Below are 15,511 nucleotides of genomic sequence, written 5' to 3' on the forward strand. Positions count from 1 at the left end.
CCCCTTACTTCTCTTGCCAACTGTAGACATATTCTTTGTTCTCAACGCTATCGAGTTCATCAGAGAACTGCAGCGCGTGGCGAGTATCGATCATCACCGCCACTTCATCGGTAAACTTCTTCTTGTGCGCTTGCCCTGCCTTAAAGGCTTTAGGGTGAGGCCCATGCGTAAACCCAGCCGGATGGAAGGTCACCATGCCCGCCTCAATGTTATCGCGACTGAAGAAGTCACCTGCGTGATAGAACAGCACTTCGTCGTAATCATCGTTGTTGTGGTAGAACGGCACTTTTAACGCCCCAGGATCGCTCTCAATCGGGCGTGGCACAAAGGTGCACACCACAAAGCCTGCGCCAACAAACGTTGTATGCGCAGAGGGTGGCAAGTGGTAGCGATGTGACATCAGCGGTCTGATATCGCGCCAATTTACTTTCACCACAGCTAGGTCGCCATGCCAACCAATTGCATCCAATGGATTGAACGGATAAGTAATAACGCTGACTTTGTCGTGGCGTTTTACCTGAACCTGAGTTTGATTTTCTGAGTACTGAACGCGGAATTGATCATTGATAGAAGGGATGTCGAGCACAGCAGGATCAAACACCGCGTGATTACCGACCATGCCTTTCTCTGGCAAGGAGTAAGCCGCGTCTGTGTTCTCAATCATCAAGATAAACATCGGCTCGCTTGGCTCTAAACGCCAGTTGGTCGAGCGCGGGATCATCACGTAATCCCCTTCACTCACCTCTAGATGACCATAGTCACAATAGAGATCGGCGCTGCCTTGATGAATGAACAGCAGCTCATCACCGTCGGAATTACGCACCAAGAAATCCATCTTCTCGTCCATGCGCCACACACGAATTTTGCAGTCCGCATTGTGCAAAAGATGAGGCACAGCCCAAGGCGTTATCTGGCTGGCTTTTTCCACCAGCGTGAAATCAAAAGCGCGAGGGCGCAGATCACCCTCCCACTCCGACCAACCTGTTGGGGCATGTTGGTGATGAAAGTGAGCCGCTGGGCCGAAGAACCCACTTCGGCCCGCCTCTCGCTCATAAATTGCCTCTTCGGGAAAATCGGCGTGCGCTTGTTTAGAGCACACACCCTCCCGATGAGGAAACGAGATCCATTTATGCATCGTCTAATACTCCTCGACGAATCTGGTCCTCTTCAATCGATTCAAACAGCGCTTTGAAGTTACCTTCGCCAAAGCCTTCATTACCTTTACGCTGAATGATTTCAAAGAACACAGGCCCGATTACCGTCTGTGTGAAAATTTGCAGCAAGATGCCGTCTTTGGTCGGCGCACCATCAATCAGAACGCGTAGGTCACGCAACAGATCGGTATCTTCCCGGTGGCCTTTTACACGATCGTCAACTTTCTCATAGTAGGTATCTGGGGTTGGCATAAAGTCCATGCCGCGATCACGCAGGGTTTTCACCGTTTTGTAGATGTCATCCGTAGCAAGCGCGATGTGTTGGATACCTTCGCCGTTGTATTCACGAATGAACTCTTCAATTTGTGATTTGTCGTCTGAAGACTCATTGATTGGAATACGGATCTTGCCACATGGTGAGGTCATGGCACGGCTCACAAGGCCTGTCAGCTTACCTTCAATGTCGAAGTAGCGAATCTCACGAAAGTTACCGATACGCTCATAAAAACCAGACCACAGATCCATATTGCCTTGTTTCACGTTGTGCGTGAGGTGATCGATCTCATAAAGGCCTACGTCGGCTTTCGCCATGCGCTCTTGCGCGTCATCATAGAATCGGAAATCAACGTCGTAGATGCTCTGCTTGCCGTAGCGATCCACAAAATAGAGCAGGCTTTCACCGATGCCGTAAATGGCAGGAATGCTAAGCTCCATCGGCCCTATTTCTGTCCTGTACTCTTCACCGCCACCCTTAAACGCTTGCTCCATTGCAGCTGTTGCTTCGTTGACACGAAACGCCATGCCACACACCGATGGGCCGTGAACTTTAGCGAACGCTTCCGCTTGGCTGTGAGGCTGTTCATTGACGATAAAGTTGATGTCACCTTGTCGATACAGCCAAGCCTCTTTTGAACGGTGCTTGGCGATCTCAGCAAAACCAAGTGACACAAACAGCGCTTTAAGTTGCTCTATTCCCTTGTGGTCAACGGCCGTGTATTCAACAAACTCGAATCCATCTGTGCCAAGCGGGTTGTATGACTCCACCATGAACTTTCTCCTTGTACCTACTGGTTTTGTGTTAAGTGATTTTTGTCCTTGATTAAATTTGGCCCACAAGCGGAAAGATTGGAATGGATGGAAGGAAATGGGCAGTAACGCTGAAAACTCGTCAAGTTGTAAAATATTTGTTACACACAAAACCTCACAACAAGAAAATGAGTGCTATCAAGGGATTGAAAGAGGGTGGTTTGATTTACAGGCGAGCAATAAATGTTATTGAATTGTTACATGTGGATTTTTAAGCGAAAGGGATAACATCGACTTAGTGCCGCCTTCGATGTTATCGGAAAAAGAAGGCGACTTTTGAACTTCATCAATTTAAAAAGTTACAGACGAGATACTCTTGAACGCATAGAAAGCACGGACATCAAACTGATAAGCACCAATAACCCGGTACCGGCACCACTACGTTCAACATCTTCAGCGCTATCATCACTTCTTTCAGCAATGTCTTCACTTGTTGCTCCAGATATCGGGATAAGTTTCACAGCCACCACCCTCTCGTCACCTACTCCATCATTACAATATGCAAAGTGCGCGGTTGAATCATAAGCCATAGAAGAGGAGCTACTTTCACTCGCAAAACATTGTATTGCCGTCCCTGAGATAACACCCGCATCATTAATGTCGGTTGCGTCCAATATTCTAAAGTGGTTGTTGGCATCACTGTAGTCACCACCGTTAGTTAGGTCGTCTAACCACCAAGCTTGATCATTATATCTTGCACGTCTATCAGCATCGGTACCAATGTCGTTGTAAGGGAAAATGAAGCCGCGATGCCTCCTTTCATGGCCGTCTACTTCAGAGTGAGTTTCTGCGTCAACATAGCCAACAATTTCATTGTAATTATTGATCTCACTTGCTTTTCCTTCTGCACTATCAAAGAAAATGTCTTCACCTAAACTTGCGAAGAATGTAGCTGTTGGCGTTGTGTCATTCGCATCAGCGACAAACATACGATTGTCAGACACACGATCCGACGGATAATCACCATCTCGTTTTGCATAACCGATAACCATCATGTTTTCATTAATATCTGTTGCGACAGAATTACTGTGGATGTATGAATCACTCACTTCTACCGTCGCATTAGCGATAAATGTCGTCGTCCAAGCATTTTCCGAAACGCTGAAATTTGACGTACTGCTTGGCCTAAACACAGCAGCCTGCATAAGAAAGTTATCAGAATCATCTAGCTCTGTATTGTAACCAACTAAAACAGGATAAGAGCTATATGTCCCTCTAGATGAAATCGTTGCAGCCCTCACACTCGCCTGTGCTGAAGCTTCATCATCGTTGTAAGAGTAATAGGTCGAACTGGTTTCCCAATCAGATACTGAGAAACGGTTTCCATCATCATTGGGGCCATTCGCATCGGTTATATTCCAGACAAAAGCTCGATTAGCAAAAGCAAAGTTCTGACACTCTGGATATAAAGCAGGCTCAATATCTTCATCGATACAATTATCTAGATCCTCTGCATCACTGTCGGATGTGTACGGAGAATCATAATCTTTATACTCATCACTGTAATAAAAAGTCGCAACGGACGCACTTCCGACCACATAGCTTTCTCCTCCATAACTGAAAGAATCAAAAGCCATCGTTCTTCCCATTTGGGAGATTATATTCGCTTCGCCGTCAGCATCGCTGATCGTAATGCTGGTATCGGCTTCAGGTTGGAGAACCGTAAATTCAGTGCCTGTATCGTAGTAACCACGCTGCCTATACAACTGAATATATTGGTTGTTATAGCTGTAATAACCACTGCTGGTGTTACCAAGAACAAAACCATTCTCGTCAACTTTAGTGATCACCTTCTCCTCTGTTCCATCAACAAAGGAATAACTATAACTGCTCACATCAGGTGGATTACTGCCAACATCAGGGATATCACTTAACGAATAAGAGTCATAGAAAGCCGTGGAATTCGTCTGATAGCTCAGCTCGTAATATGCATCACGCTCATTTCTCAAGCCTCCAATGCCTGCATCCTCATCGCCATACCACAACAAAGAACTCCAAGCTTCACAAGTCGCGTAGCCAAGTTCACTTGTGCAGTAGCTATAGATATCGTCATAATCCAAATAGTAGAACGTGTTATCGATACCAAAAGGGACCTCCTCTTTAAAGGAAAAACCTGGTTCTGCATTTTGAGCTTCCCCTGCGAATGCGTAATCGGTGTCACCACAACTGGTACTAAAGCAATCCGTTGTACCAAGCTCTGGTTCAACTGCAACCCCATACACCGATTCCGTTTCTACTGGTGATTCCTCCAAAACCACCCTATAAAGAGCAGCGTTACTATAAGAAGCAACCAACAACGTAGAAGAGACAACGACTGATTTTTTTACCATTGCCTTCATTCTACGGCTCCTAAAAAATAATCCATTTCAATACCAACGATAGCTTTCTGCCTTTATTGCTAAAGGCATTAAATTCATGAGTTCAATAATGGACTAGGATAAAAATAGAAAATGTGGAAACTATGTAGAAACAATGGAGGTTTAAACAACCTGACTTGATGGGCTGATGAACTGATGCCCTATTAAAGTTAAACGCTAACTTTCATCTCCTAGATTTATCCATTTTCTCTGCCAATTTGATCGTTAACCTATTTGCGTCAAAGAAACACACTTATATTTGGTTACGAATAGGAATTAAATTATGAAAAAAATCACGACAGCATTACTTTTACTGACATCGACATTCGCGCTTCAAGCGTGTGCTGAAAGCCGTGAAGGTCCAAGAGAAATGCCAAGTTTTGAAGAAATGGATGCAAACGGTGATGGCGAGTTACAATTAGAAGAGCTCAGAGGTCCACTCGCCGATGACTTTGACAAACTAGACGCAGATGGAAGCGGTGGTCTATCGGAAGAGGAAGTTCCGCCGCCACCACCAAGACGTCAATAATTGTTAGAGGGTTATCCAAAAATAGTGATAATTCAATGCGAGCTGATGGGGTATAGCACCCTGTCAGCTCGCTATTCGTTTCTAACAAAAAGATGCTTATACATGGCCTAAGATGAATAAAGAAATCAATGTCCACATTTCCCACACGATTGGTGACTAATATTGGTTTAACTCACTTTTGTCTTAATTCATTTTACTGTCCTAATTCACTTTAACTTCTGGAGAGAACGTGCGCATATCAATTTTCACTAAACTGTTTGTTTCAATACTAATGGTATGCGTGACCATGCTCTTTGTACTGACCTATTTTATTAACTCCAGTTTTCAAAGAGGGCTCCAAGATTTCACAAATAATAATGAGATTGCCCTAGCTCAAGAACTCGCCAATAACTTAAAGCAATATTACTCACCTTCCGAAAAGTGGAGGCGGCTAGAACGTGAACCACATTTAATCGCCAGTAGCATTGGTGGCCCCTCACGACCACATGCTCGTGACAGACACCCATCGCCACCACCATTAAGAGAGCCGGAAGCGCCAGATCTTCAACCTATTTGGCAACGACTCAACATTTTAGATCAAAACGGGCGAGCTATAATTGGACCTCCTGAAAACCTATATCACCTTAAAGATGGTCAGCATCAAGCACTAGTCGAAATAACACGGGATGATCAAGTGATTGGGTATATCTCCATCGTCCAGATGGATGAAATATCAGGGCCTTTGGCAGAAAGCTTTTTCAAACAACAAACGACGCATGTAAGCACTATCGCTTCGATTACCGTGTTGCTTTCATTCCTTATCGCTTTATTTCTTGTTAGGCGATTTTTGAAACCATTGCGTGCTTTGTCGAAAGGTGCCAAATCTATCGAAAATGGCGATCTCGATTTCTACATTGAAAAAAGCGGCAATGATGAATTGTCCGATCTCATCGGAATATTCAACGGTGTAGTCGAAACACTAAGAAAACAAAAAACACTTAGAGAACAGTGGTTATCGGATATTTCACATGAACTTAGAACGCCTATCACCGTGCTAAGAAGTGAACTAGAAGCGCTACAAGACGGTATCCGATCTCCTGAGCCAAAATATATCGACTCGTTACATCAACAAATCATCACACTGGGTCAACTCGTTGAGGATCTTCATCAACTCTCCCTGTATGACATCGGATTTAACCTCAATGTTAAAAACAACGTTGATATACATAAACTGATTGATTCTGTAATCGTTCAAAACTCGATCCGTTTAGAACAGAAAAGAATCACATTAACAAAGCACTATGACCATTCAGCCCCACTGTTTACCTCGTGTGATGAGAGATTACTGACACAACTGTTTGTGAATCTGTTGGAAAATAGCGCACGATACACTAGCGATAATGGGCATGTATCGATAGATGTTACCGACATTAGTGATAGTATTATTATCAACGTTGAAGACAGTGATCCAGGTGTACCTGATGCATCACTTCCGCGTTTGTTTGAGAGGCTTTACCGCGTTGATAAATCGCGCAGTCGCTCAAGTGGCGGTTCTGGGCTTGGCTTATCTATCTGTAAAAATATCGTTGAAGCGCACCAAGGACACATTACTGCCGACCACTCAGAATTGGGTGGACTACGAATCATCATAGCGTTACCAAAGGAAATAAAATCGTGATCTTAGTCGTCGAAGATGAGCCTGCATTAGCAAGTGTACTGTGTGAGTACTTAGAGCACTCTGGCCTTGAAAGTCATCATATTATCGATGGTAATCTTGTCATTGACTGGGTAAAACAAGCATCGCCTAAACTCATTATTCTCGACCTAATGCTACCCAATCGAGACGGGTTGGATATTTATCGAGAGCTGAGAACGTTCAGTGACATCCCTGTGGTTATGGCGACAGCCAAGGTCGAAGAGATCGATCGACTCGTTGGGCTTGAATTGGGTGCAGATGATTATATATGTAAGCCGTACAGCCCGAGAGAAGTAGTCGTGAGGGTGAAAAATATTTTGCGCCGTTCCAACAAGCCCCAAGCCACGTCAGCAACGAACGCCATTGATATTGATGAATTGAGTATGACCGCCGTCCTATGTGGTATTAAGCTAAGTTTAACGCCAGCTGAGTTTCGGCTTTTGCACCTTCTTTATCAAAATGTTGGCCGCATTTATAGTCGCGATCAATTGATTGATAAAATCTACGACGATAGAAGAGTGGTCAGTGATCGCACTATCGATAGCCATATTAAAAACTTACGTAAAAAAATGGTCTCGATAAATGAAAAATGTGACTACATTAAATCCATTTACGGGATAGGTTACAAACTAGAAATAGAATAATACGAACGAAAAAGCCGCTTTCATCAGCGGCTTTTTCGTTCTAAAGCGAACATAATTCAAAGATGGGATCAGCGTTAATCCCAGTTGAGAATCGACCAATTCGGTTGATCAGCCAGTGATTTCAAACGAGGGCATGGATTCACCAAGTAAGCAAAATCCGCGTGTTCGCATAAAGGTAAGTCGTTGATTGAATCGGTATAAAAGTGGATATCTGAGTAGTTGGTTTCTTGATTGTCTAACCACTCTTTCAAACGCGTTACTTTGCCTTCACGGTAGCTTGGTACGCCAAAGATCTGAGACGTGAAACGGCCTTGGTTTTCGACCAAATCGATACCGAGTGCGTTCTCGATACCAATCTTGCGACCGACCTCTTCTACTAGGAAAGTGACGCTAGCCGAGATGATCAACATGTCGATGTCATCATTCTCTAGCTGCTCAATCAAAGGTTTCGACTGCTTGAACTGTTTAGGCAAAATATAGTGCTCAACACACTCTTCGACCAATGCTGTGACTTGCTCTGTTGGCATATCGGCTAAAGGTTGCATGGAAAACGTGAGGTAATCTTCCATGTTCAGTTTGCCTTCCGAATACAGACCCATTAAGCGCTTATCTTCTTCAATAAAGTTGGGCGCTGTGGCAATACCCTTTTCAACCAAGAACTCATTCCAAAGCATCGCTGCGTCAGCATTGATCAGCGTTTCATCCATATCAAATACATACAAAGGTTTGAACATCTTAGGCTCTCACAGGTTGAATTTCGTTAAGGTTAAACAGGAGTTCAAGTTGGCTGCCGTTTGCCAACAGTCGTTCAGAGGAGCGGTTAAGTAGGTCGACCGTTAATTCACACTCATCAACGTCCACTTGATATCGAATCACGTTACCCAAGAGCTGGTGGTTGCGAATGGTACCGGCTTTTGGCGCAGAGATATGTTCGCCATATTGTCGACCCTGCTCTTTAACGTAGATAGATTCAGGTCGAATCGCCACCTTCCATTCGGTTTCAATATCGAACAATTGCTTGGCTTTGTTCGCTTGTACCAAGTTGTAGTGCCCCATGAAACCCGCTACGAACTCATTGGCTGGTTGAGTGTAGATCTCTTCAGGTGTGCCGGCTTGCACGATCTCACCTTTATTCATCAAGAAGATACGGTCAGACATGATCATCGCTTCTTCTTGATCGTGAGTAACGAAGATCGTGGTCAGGCTCATCTCTTTTTGAATATCTCGGATCTGCTGGCGCAGGTGTTTACGGATCTTCGCATCCAGCGCTGAAAGCGGCTCATCCAACAACAAGATACGTGGTTTAACTACCAAGGCTCTTGCCAAAGCGACACGCTGACGTTGACCGCCTGATAGCTGATGCAGGTAGAATTTCTCTTTGCCCATTAAGTCCACCAGCCCAATCACTTTGGCGACTTCGCGCTTAATCTCGTCAGCAGCAAGCTTTTTCATCTTGAGGCCAAACGCAATGTTGCCCTCAACCGTCATGTTCGGGAACAACGCATAAGATTGAAACACCATGCCAATACCACGCTGTTGTGGCACTTGGTGAGTAATCTCTTCACCGTTGACCCAGATCTCGCCACCATCAACAGGATTCAGGCCTGCCAAGCTGCGCAGCAGCGTTGATTTACCGCAGCCACTCGGGCCAAGCAGAGTAATAAATTCGCCCTTCTCGATAGAAAATTCAATGTCTTCAAACACTGTGTTGTCACCAAAGCTCTTGGTGAGGTTTTTCGCATTTACATAGCTCATTATTTTGTTCCCAGGCTGAAACGACTTGCCAACCAAGTCAGTAAGAAAATAAACAGGAAGTACGTCATCACAAGGGCTGACGTGAAGTGACCACTGGTTTGACGCATGTTGTATAGGTAAATTTGCAGTGTCTCGTAGCGTGTACCGACCAAGATATTGGCAAACACGAACTCACCCAATAGGAACGAGAACGACAAGAACAACGACGCCATTAAGCCTTTCTTAAGATTTGGCAGAATAATCAATAAAAACGCCTTGGTAGTGCTTGCGCCGAGCAGGTGAGCAGCGTCCATCAAGTCGTGTAAGTTAATCGCTTCAAAGCTGTTGGCAATCGCACGGTACATGAATGGCAGCGCGATGGTGAAGTAAGTACCAATCAGAATCCACGGTGTGCCTATCAGTGAGATTTCACTGTCTGCATACAATTGAAGTAAACCCACCGATGACACCACAGGTGGCACAGCGAACGGCAATAAGATCAGGATATTCATCACCTTGTCGAGTTTCGGGAAATAGTAAAACACCACGAAAATAGCAGGCAGAACCAACACCACACTCAATGACAGTGCCGCCACGCAGATAAACAGTGAACGACCAAAGGCTTGCAAGAAGCGAGGATCCGTCAGCAGGTTGATATACCAATCTAACGTGAAGCCATCCGGCAGGATCGTTGCGCCCCATCGAGAAGAGATCGAGTAGATAAAGGTCGCTAAGATCGGGATCATCATGATGCCGACAATCGAATAGACAACCGTTTTATGAAAGCGAGTATTTACGGTGTTCATTACTTTCTCTTCCCTACGTAGCTTTTGCTGATCAGCCATTGGTTAATCACGGTGATGAAGGCCAGCATCGCCATCAGAATTACGGAAATTGCGGCAGCTAGGTTGGGTTCTAGGAACAAGTCGCCCGATACTAAGCTCGCGATTCGAATCGTAATCACGTTGTAGTTGCCCGAGGTCAACGCATACACGCTCGCATACGCACCAATCGCATTGGCAATCAAGATGATAAAGGTGCCAAACAAGGCAGGAGATAGCACAGGCAGCGCAATTTTAGTCCAGTATTGCCAAGTTTTCGCACCAAGCAGTGCTGAGGCAGCTTGCCAGTCGTCACTCAGAGCATCAAACGCTGGATAGAGTAACAACACCGCCAATGGGATCTGGAAGTAGATATAAATCGCCAGCAAGCCCCACTTGCCATACAGGTCGAAATCACCCAATAGCCCGTACTGCTTAAGCAGCAAGGTGATAGCACCGTTGGTGCCAAGGATGATGATGAAGGCGAACGACAGAGGCACGCCTGAGAAGTTACTGCTCATGTTGGTAAAGGCAATCACCGCATCGCGGATTTTAGAATCAACGCGGCGCAGTGAAGAAACGAGCAGAGTCGCAATCGCCAAGCCAACAATGCTCGACCAAATCGACAACCATAAACTGTTGCCAAAAGCCTGCATCATAAAGGCAGAGTCGAACACTTCAGCGTAATTTTCGAGAGAGAGTTCGTCGTCATAGAAAAAGCTGTTGATCAGCACCCAAACCATAGGTGCCAGTTGGAACAGATAGAAAAATAGGGCGAAAGGCGCAAGCCACAAAGCGGGCTTGAAGCGTTTGAACCAAGATTTGGTTTTGGGTTGAAGCGCAGAGCCATCGCTCTGCGTGATTACAGAACTGCTCATAGGGCCAACAATTCCTGAGTGTAAGACTTATCGTGTTCAAGGTTGAGTAGCTGACACACGCTGCCGCAGATGTCGGTCTGTTTCACTGAACATTCTTGGTGTGTGAACTTATCGCCAATCACAAAGAATGGCACTTCACGCTCTTCGGGCAGAATGCCACCGTGAGACAAGTCATTGTTCATGCCGTGGTCACTGGTGATGATCACTTGATAACCATCATCTACCCATTTCTCAAGGTAATTCGACAGGTAGATATCCGCGCCACGTGCACTGTTGCGGTATTGGCGAGAATCCAGCCCGTGCTTGTGTCCTATGTCGTCAATGTTCATTGGGTGAATCAGTAAGAAATCAGGTTGATGAGTGACGCGCAGGTGCTCTGCATCCAAGAACAAGGCTTCATCTGGGTAGTGATCCCAGTGATAGAAACAGCCATGTTGAATGTTCATGGTCTCATCGTTGGTAAAGCGGTCACGCACAGCATCAAATGGCGCTCGGTTATACAGCTCACTCACCCAATGATAGGCCGCTGCAGCCGTCACTTTACCTTGCGATTTAGCCAAGCTAAAGATCGACTCATGATTCGATAAACGCACGATTTGGTTGTTAACGATGCCGCTCTCGACAGGGCGGACTCCCGTTAAAATGCACTCATACAGTGGGCGTGACATTGACGGCAATTCACATTGCACAGGGTAAAGAGTGGCGCGCAGTTTGTTTTTTTGCGTGCTCATGATTTGCGAAGTGCCCTGTTGATTTTGGGAAACGCTGTGATTACTGTTTTTCGAGTCACTAAGTTCTAGAAGGCCGTTCAGGTAGCCCATGCAATCACGGGCTACCTGATAATTCAGTCCATCTAAAACAACAAGGATAACCTTATTGCTCATGGTCTATTCTCTATTGCTTGTTACTATAAGCCACCCATTACAGGTGGCGTGTTAAGCGGGGTTATTGCTGGTGAATCAATACGCTTTCTTGCCATTGACGTGGCAAACGACGTGCTGATTTTTCCCATGCTGAGAAGTCAGATACTGGGTGCACGTTGCTGTATTGCTCGTTCGAGATCAGCTTGTCTTGTACTGATTGAGGTAGCGTAACGCTGCTACGGATTGGACGTGCGTAACCTTCTGCTAGGTTAATTTGGCCTTGGTCACTAAAGATGTATTCACGAGCCAACTTCGCCGCGTTCGGGTTTTTCGCGTATTTATTGATGATGGTAGTGTAACCAGAGATTACTGAGCCATCTTGTGGAATGTTTACCGTAAAGCGCTCACGGTCGATCGTGTCACGGTAGTTCAATGCGTTGAAATCCCACATGATCGCAACTTCCACTTCGCCTTTTTCAAGGTTTGCGATGCTTGGATCTGTGTAAGATAGGCGACCTTGCTTCGCTAGCTCACCAAAGAATTTAATCGCTGGTTTTAGGTTTGACTCGTCACCGCCGTTAGCAAATGCAGCCGCTAGAATCGCGTTGTTTGCTTGCGCTGCTACGCCAACATCGCCCACTGTTACTTTGTAGTCACCTTCTAGTAAGTCACTCCAAGATTTTGGTGCATCTTCAACAAGGTTGTTGTTTGAAATGAACGAAATAGTACCGGTGTAAGCCAGAGCCCAGTGACCATCTTTATCCTTTGCCCAATCTGGAATGTCATTCCAAGTGGTTGGTTTGTATGGCTGTGTTACGTCTTTTTTCACAGCGACACGTGCAAATGCGAAACCAACATCACCGATATCTGCGGTTGCGTTTCTTTTCTCTGCTTCAAATTTCGAGATCTCTTGTGCCGAGCTCATGTCCGTATCCTGATGCTTCAAACCGTAGTTTGCTTTCAGGTCTGCCCATGTGCCTTTCCAGTTTGCCCAACTGTCTGGCATGCCCACACTGTAAACCGCACCCTCTTTTTGAGCGGCTTCAATCAGTGACTCAAGATCAGCATCCTTCGCCATCGCTGGCATTGAAAGTGTTGCCGTTATTAGCGTTGCGCCAATCAGTTTAGCTGGCGATACAGTTGAACGGCTAAGCAAAGTTTTCATTGTCTCTATCCCTCTGGACTAGGTCAGTAAGTTCGTTTTGTATGCTATCGCCGGAGTGTGACGCTTTCGCGCAACTTATTTGACAGTTCAGATGCATTTCTGTGGCAGTTATATTTCACTCATATGACAGTAAGCCTTTGTTTACTGTCACATTCCTGTTAACTCCGTGGTTTACCTTATTGAGCACACGAACTTATGGACTAGATCAGTAATGAGAACATTGGGTACAGGGCAATCAGGGACACAGCTAGGCAGGATTAAGACAAGCATTAGAGAACAGCTTCGATCAGGCATCTTCACCGAGGGGCAAAAACTGCCATCTGAAAGAGAACTCAGCGAGCTGTTTTCCACCACACGAATCACGCTCAAAGATGCATTGGTGTCGTTAGAAACCGAAGGCCTGATATACAGAGAAGAGCGCCGAGGTTGGTATGTGTCGCCCGAACGTATTCGCTACAACCCACTGTCACGTTCTCACTTTCATCAGATGATTCGCGAACAAGATCGCATCGCAGAAACAAGACTGCTCAGCACCCGCACAGAGATGGCCGCGGGCGATTACGCCAAAGCATTAGAGATAGAACAGATCACCCCGATACACGTGATTGAGCGACTACGCTTTATTGATGGCCGAGCGGTGCTGTTCGTTGAAAACGTCTTGAAAGCGGCACTGTTTGAAAAGGTGTTGTCAGAAAACCTCACTATGTCGCTGACAGGTATCTACCGAGAAAAATACGGCTACGAGACCCAACGCTCTCGCTTTGACGTGGTCCCTACCTCTGCCCCTGCCCATGTCGCCAAGGCATTGAATTTGGCTGAGGGCCAGCCTGTTCTTAAGATCTGCCGAGTGAACTACAAACAAGATGGCGAGTTAATGGACTGCGAGCTGGAATATTGGCGACCCGATTCTGTGGTGCTCCATATTGATAGCATTGGGTAATGCTGTGCCTGCTTGAGAGAAGAACCCCACATATACAAAAACTCCGACTGATTCAGTCGGAGTTTAGGATTTAGCGGTCAAACATTAAGGTGATGTGAATCATTTAGTTCATGAATCAAGCTTGAGGAACTGTCTAACCCTTGGTGAATCTGGGTTAGTGAAGAACTTCTCTGGGTTGGATTTCTCAATCAATATCCCCTTCTCAAGGAATACCACTTGATCCGACACCTGACGCGCGAATTCCATCTCATGAGTCACCACTACCATGGTGTAACCCTCTTGTGATAACTTCTTCATTACCAGTAACACCTCTTCTACCAATTCAGGGTCGAGCGCGGAGGTTGGCTCATCAAACAGCAACACATCCGGCTCCATCGCGAGCGCCCTAGCAATAGCGACACGTTGCTTTTGTCCACCCGATAACATACTTGGATAACTCTCTAGCTTGTGAGACATGCCAACCTTATCAAGTTGCTTACAAGCCATCTCCTCTGCGTCAGATTTCGCTATCTTCTTAACATGAACCAGCGCTTCCATCACGTTTTGCAACACGGTGAGATGCGGCCATAAGTTGAAGCTTTGAAATACCATGCCAAGGCGCTCTCTGAGTTTCGCTAACTCTTTGTATTTGAGTGGTTTACCCGTTTCAGAGTTGATCCCAATGCGTTCATCACCCATAAAAATCGTGCCGCGCTCTGGCTGCTCTAGCCAATTCATGCAGCGCAATAGTGTTGACTTACCCGAACCTGACGAGCCGAGAATACTCACCACATCGCCTTTTTTTATAGTCAGGTTGATGTCTCGCAGTACTTCGATTCCATCAAACTGCTTCGACAAGTTTTCAACGCTGATGATCGTCTCTCGTTCTTCCAATAGTGGCTCACACTCAATCACTTCCAAACTTACTCCCAAAGAGGGGTTAATCGGTGCTTCTGTTTCAATAATCTCTGATTGTTTAAGCATGGCTAAGCCCTCTAAGTTCAACTTTGGTTTGGATTCGTTTGGTGATGGTTTCAAGTGCAATACTCACAGCCCAGTAGAGCGCGATAGCAATGATGAACGCATTCAATGGGATAAAATATGTGGATTGAATACTGTTAGCCGCCGCAGTAATTTCAGCGACCGTAATAATGCTGAGAAATGCGGTGTCTTTTAAGCAGATAATGAGTTGGTTAGTGATCAGAGGAACCGACTTAAATAACACGTTGGGCGTGATGACTCGGGTGAAGGTTTTCAGCTTAGAAAAGCCATAAGCGTGCGCTGCTTCGATGTAACCAGGCTCTAACCCTTTACGCACACCGCGGAAAATCTCACAGAAATACGTACCATGATAGAGACTGAGCGCTATGATTCCCGCTGTCACTGCGTCCAATCGAATACCAACCTGAGGCAAACCGTAATAGAGCAGGTAGGCTAAGATCAGAAACGGTAAGGTACGCATAATGCCGATCAAACTGTTGATGGTGTACTTAACACCGAGTCTCGAGCTTTCGAGACAGTACAACAAACCAATACCTATGACGAAACTCAAGATTGAAGACGAGACAAAAAGATAAAACGTGGTCACAAAACCAGAAGCAAACAGCTCTTTTTGTTGCCAGATAATATTCCATTCTTCCATATTTACTCCTTATATTTACCCACGAGATAGCACTTCAATACGCA

The 15,511-nt window shown here is 45.6% G+C and carries 15 protein-coding genes; 4 read left to right on the plus strand and 11 right to left on the minus strand.

Features of this window, described 5'->3' with window-relative positions; all coding sequences use genetic code 11:
* Positions 1-4: 4 nt before the first annotated feature.
* The 3 genes from ACFI6G_RS03820 to ACFI6G_RS03830 form a co-directional block, all read right to left on the minus strand.
* Complete coding sequence (locus ACFI6G_RS03820; protein WP_010432292.1) at positions 5-1,135, minus strand: homogentisate 1,2-dioxygenase; 1,131 nt, start codon at positions 1,133-1,135, stop codon at positions 5-7.
* Positions 1,128-2,201 carry a 4-hydroxyphenylpyruvate dioxygenase gene (gene hppD / locus ACFI6G_RS03825; protein WP_010432289.1) on the minus strand — a complete coding sequence of 358 codons (1,074 nt, stop codon included), beginning with the start codon at positions 2,199-2,201 and terminating at the stop codon, positions 1,128-1,130. The genes ACFI6G_RS03820 and hppD overlap by 8 nt, the downstream gene beginning before the upstream one ends.
* Positions 2,202-2,539: 338 nt before the next feature.
* Positions 2,540-4,579 (minus strand): DUF3466 family protein, encoded by a 2,040-nt coding sequence (locus tag ACFI6G_RS03830; RefSeq protein WP_016785452.1) that lies wholly within the window; start codon positions 4,577-4,579, stop codon positions 2,540-2,542.
* Positions 4,580-4,880: 301 nt separating this feature from the next.
* Between ACFI6G_RS03830 and ACFI6G_RS03835 the strand changes: the two genes are divergently transcribed.
* The 3 genes from ACFI6G_RS03835 to ACFI6G_RS03845 all read left to right on the plus strand — a co-directional run bounded on the left by ACFI6G_RS03835 (position 4,881) and on the right by ACFI6G_RS03845 (position 7,445).
* The gene (locus ACFI6G_RS03835) at positions 4,881-5,126 is read left to right on the plus strand and encodes a hypothetical protein (protein ID WP_010432281.1); all 246 of its coding nucleotides are present in this window, start codon (positions 4,881-4,883) and stop codon (positions 5,124-5,126) included.
* A 286-nt stretch (positions 5,127-5,412) separates the two neighbouring features.
* Positions 5,413-6,783: an ATP-binding protein gene (locus ACFI6G_RS03840; RefSeq protein WP_010432278.1), complete on the plus strand. Its 1,371-nt coding sequence runs from the start codon at positions 5,413-5,415 to the stop codon at positions 6,781-6,783.
* Positions 6,780-7,445 (plus strand): response regulator, encoded by a 666-nt coding sequence (locus ACFI6G_RS03845; protein WP_010432275.1) that lies wholly within the window; start codon positions 6,780-6,782, stop codon positions 7,443-7,445. Before ACFI6G_RS03840 ends, ACFI6G_RS03845 begins: the two co-directional genes overlap by 4 nt.
* Positions 7,446-7,519: 74 nt before the next feature.
* On the opposite strand, the gene ACFI6G_RS03850 is transcribed toward ACFI6G_RS03845, so the two are convergent.
* The 6 genes from ACFI6G_RS03850 to ACFI6G_RS03875 all read right to left on the minus strand — a co-directional run bounded on the left by ACFI6G_RS03850 (position 7,520) and on the right by ACFI6G_RS03875 (position 12,906).
* Complete coding sequence (locus tag ACFI6G_RS03850; protein ID WP_016785450.1) at positions 7,520-8,179, minus strand: HAD family hydrolase; 660 nt, start codon at positions 8,177-8,179, stop codon at positions 7,520-7,522.
* A gap of 1 nt (position 8,180) precedes the next feature.
* Positions 8,181-9,200, minus strand: coding sequence for an ABC transporter ATP-binding protein (locus ACFI6G_RS03855; RefSeq protein ID WP_462710142.1), 1,020 nt, complete (start codon positions 9,198-9,200; stop codon positions 8,181-8,183).
* Positions 9,200-9,985 carry an ABC transporter permease gene (locus tag ACFI6G_RS03860; protein WP_462710143.1) on the minus strand — a complete coding sequence of 262 codons (786 nt, stop codon included), beginning with the start codon at positions 9,983-9,985 and terminating at the stop codon, positions 9,200-9,202. The genes ACFI6G_RS03855 and ACFI6G_RS03860 overlap by 1 nt, the downstream gene beginning before the upstream one ends.
* Positions 9,985-10,878: an ABC transporter permease gene (locus ACFI6G_RS03865; protein WP_010432260.1), complete on the minus strand. Its 894-nt coding sequence runs from the start codon at positions 10,876-10,878 to the stop codon at positions 9,985-9,987. Before ACFI6G_RS03865 ends, ACFI6G_RS03860 begins: the two co-directional genes overlap by 1 nt.
* On the minus strand, positions 10,875-11,762 hold the full coding sequence (locus tag ACFI6G_RS03870) for an alkaline phosphatase family protein (RefSeq protein ID WP_010432256.1): 888 nt from the start codon (positions 11,760-11,762) through the stop codon (positions 10,875-10,877). The genes ACFI6G_RS03865 and ACFI6G_RS03870 overlap by 4 nt, the downstream gene beginning before the upstream one ends.
* A 61-nt stretch (positions 11,763-11,823) precedes the next feature.
* On the minus strand, positions 11,824-12,906 hold the full coding sequence (locus ACFI6G_RS03875; RefSeq protein WP_102306108.1) for an ABC transporter substrate-binding protein: 1,083 nt from the start codon (positions 12,904-12,906) through the stop codon (positions 11,824-11,826).
* 211 nt (positions 12,907-13,117) lie between these two features.
* On the opposite strand from ACFI6G_RS03875, the gene ACFI6G_RS03880 reads away from it, so the two are divergent.
* A complete protein-coding gene (locus tag ACFI6G_RS03880) occupies positions 13,118-13,846 on the plus strand; it encodes a UTRA domain-containing protein (RefSeq protein ID WP_102306109.1) in 729 nt (242 codons plus the stop codon).
* A gap of 108 nt (positions 13,847-13,954) precedes the next feature.
* Here the strand turns inward: ACFI6G_RS03880 and ACFI6G_RS03885 are convergent, their stop codons facing one another.
* Positions 13,955-14,809 carry an amino acid ABC transporter ATP-binding protein gene (locus ACFI6G_RS03885; RefSeq protein ID WP_102306110.1) on the minus strand — a complete coding sequence of 285 codons (855 nt, stop codon included), beginning with the start codon at positions 14,807-14,809 and terminating at the stop codon, positions 13,955-13,957.
* Complete coding sequence (locus ACFI6G_RS03890) at positions 14,802-15,467, minus strand: amino acid ABC transporter permease (protein ID WP_016800450.1); 666 nt, start codon at positions 15,465-15,467, stop codon at positions 14,802-14,804. The genes ACFI6G_RS03885 and ACFI6G_RS03890 overlap by 8 nt, the downstream gene beginning before the upstream one ends.
* Between the last annotated feature and the right edge of the window lie 44 nt (positions 15,468-15,511).

The organism is Vibrio sp. PSi01, from assembly GCF_054960695.1.

Bases quoted from the DNA above. Each gene is read 5' to 3' on its own strand.
- ACFI6G_RS03860 (WP_462710143.1), bottom strand. From the start codon at position 9,985: ATGAACACCGTAAATACTCGCTTTCATAAAACGGTTGTCTATTCGATT.
- ACFI6G_RS03855 (WP_462710142.1), bottom strand. From the start codon at position 9,200: ATGAGCTATGTAAATGCGAAAAACCTCACCAAGAGCTTTGGTGACAAC.
- ACFI6G_RS03840 (WP_010432278.1), top strand. From the start codon at position 5,413: ATGCTCTTTGTACTGACCTATTTTATTAACTCCAGTTTTCAAAGAGGG.
- hppD (WP_010432289.1), bottom strand. From the start codon at position 2,201: ATGGTGGAGTCATACAACCCGCTTGGCACAGATGGATTCGAGTTTGTT.
- ACFI6G_RS03850 (WP_016785450.1), bottom strand. From the start codon at position 8,179: ATGTTCAAACCTTTGTATGTATTTGATATGGATGAAACGCTGATCAAT.
- ACFI6G_RS03885 (WP_102306110.1), bottom strand. From the start codon at position 14,809: ATGCTTAAACAATCAGAGATTATTGAAACAGAAGCACCGATTAACCCC.
- ACFI6G_RS03870 (WP_010432256.1), bottom strand. From the start codon at position 11,762: ATGAGCAATAAGGTTATCCTTGTTGTTTTAGATGGACTGAATTATCAG.
- ACFI6G_RS03890 (WP_016800450.1), bottom strand. From the start codon at position 15,467: ATGGAAGAATGGAATATTATCTGGCAACAAAAAGAGCTGTTTGCTTCT.
- ACFI6G_RS03880 (WP_102306109.1), top strand. From the start codon at position 13,118: ATGAGAACATTGGGTACAGGGCAATCAGGGACACAGCTAGGCAGGATT.
- ACFI6G_RS03830 (WP_016785452.1), bottom strand. From the start codon at position 4,579: ATGAAGGCAATGGTAAAAAAATCAGTCGTTGTCTCTTCTACGTTGTTG.
- ACFI6G_RS03865 (WP_010432260.1), bottom strand. From the start codon at position 10,878: ATGAGCAGTTCTGTAATCACGCAGAGCGATGGCTCTGCGCTTCAACCC.
- ACFI6G_RS03875 (WP_102306108.1), bottom strand. From the start codon at position 12,906: ATGAAAACTTTGCTTAGCCGTTCAACTGTATCGCCAGCTAAACTGATT.
- ACFI6G_RS03835 (WP_010432281.1), top strand. From the start codon at position 4,881: ATGAAAAAAATCACGACAGCATTACTTTTACTGACATCGACATTCGCG.
- ACFI6G_RS03820 (WP_010432292.1), bottom strand. From the start codon at position 1,135: ATGCATAAATGGATCTCGTTTCCTCATCGGGAGGGTGTGTGCTCTAAA.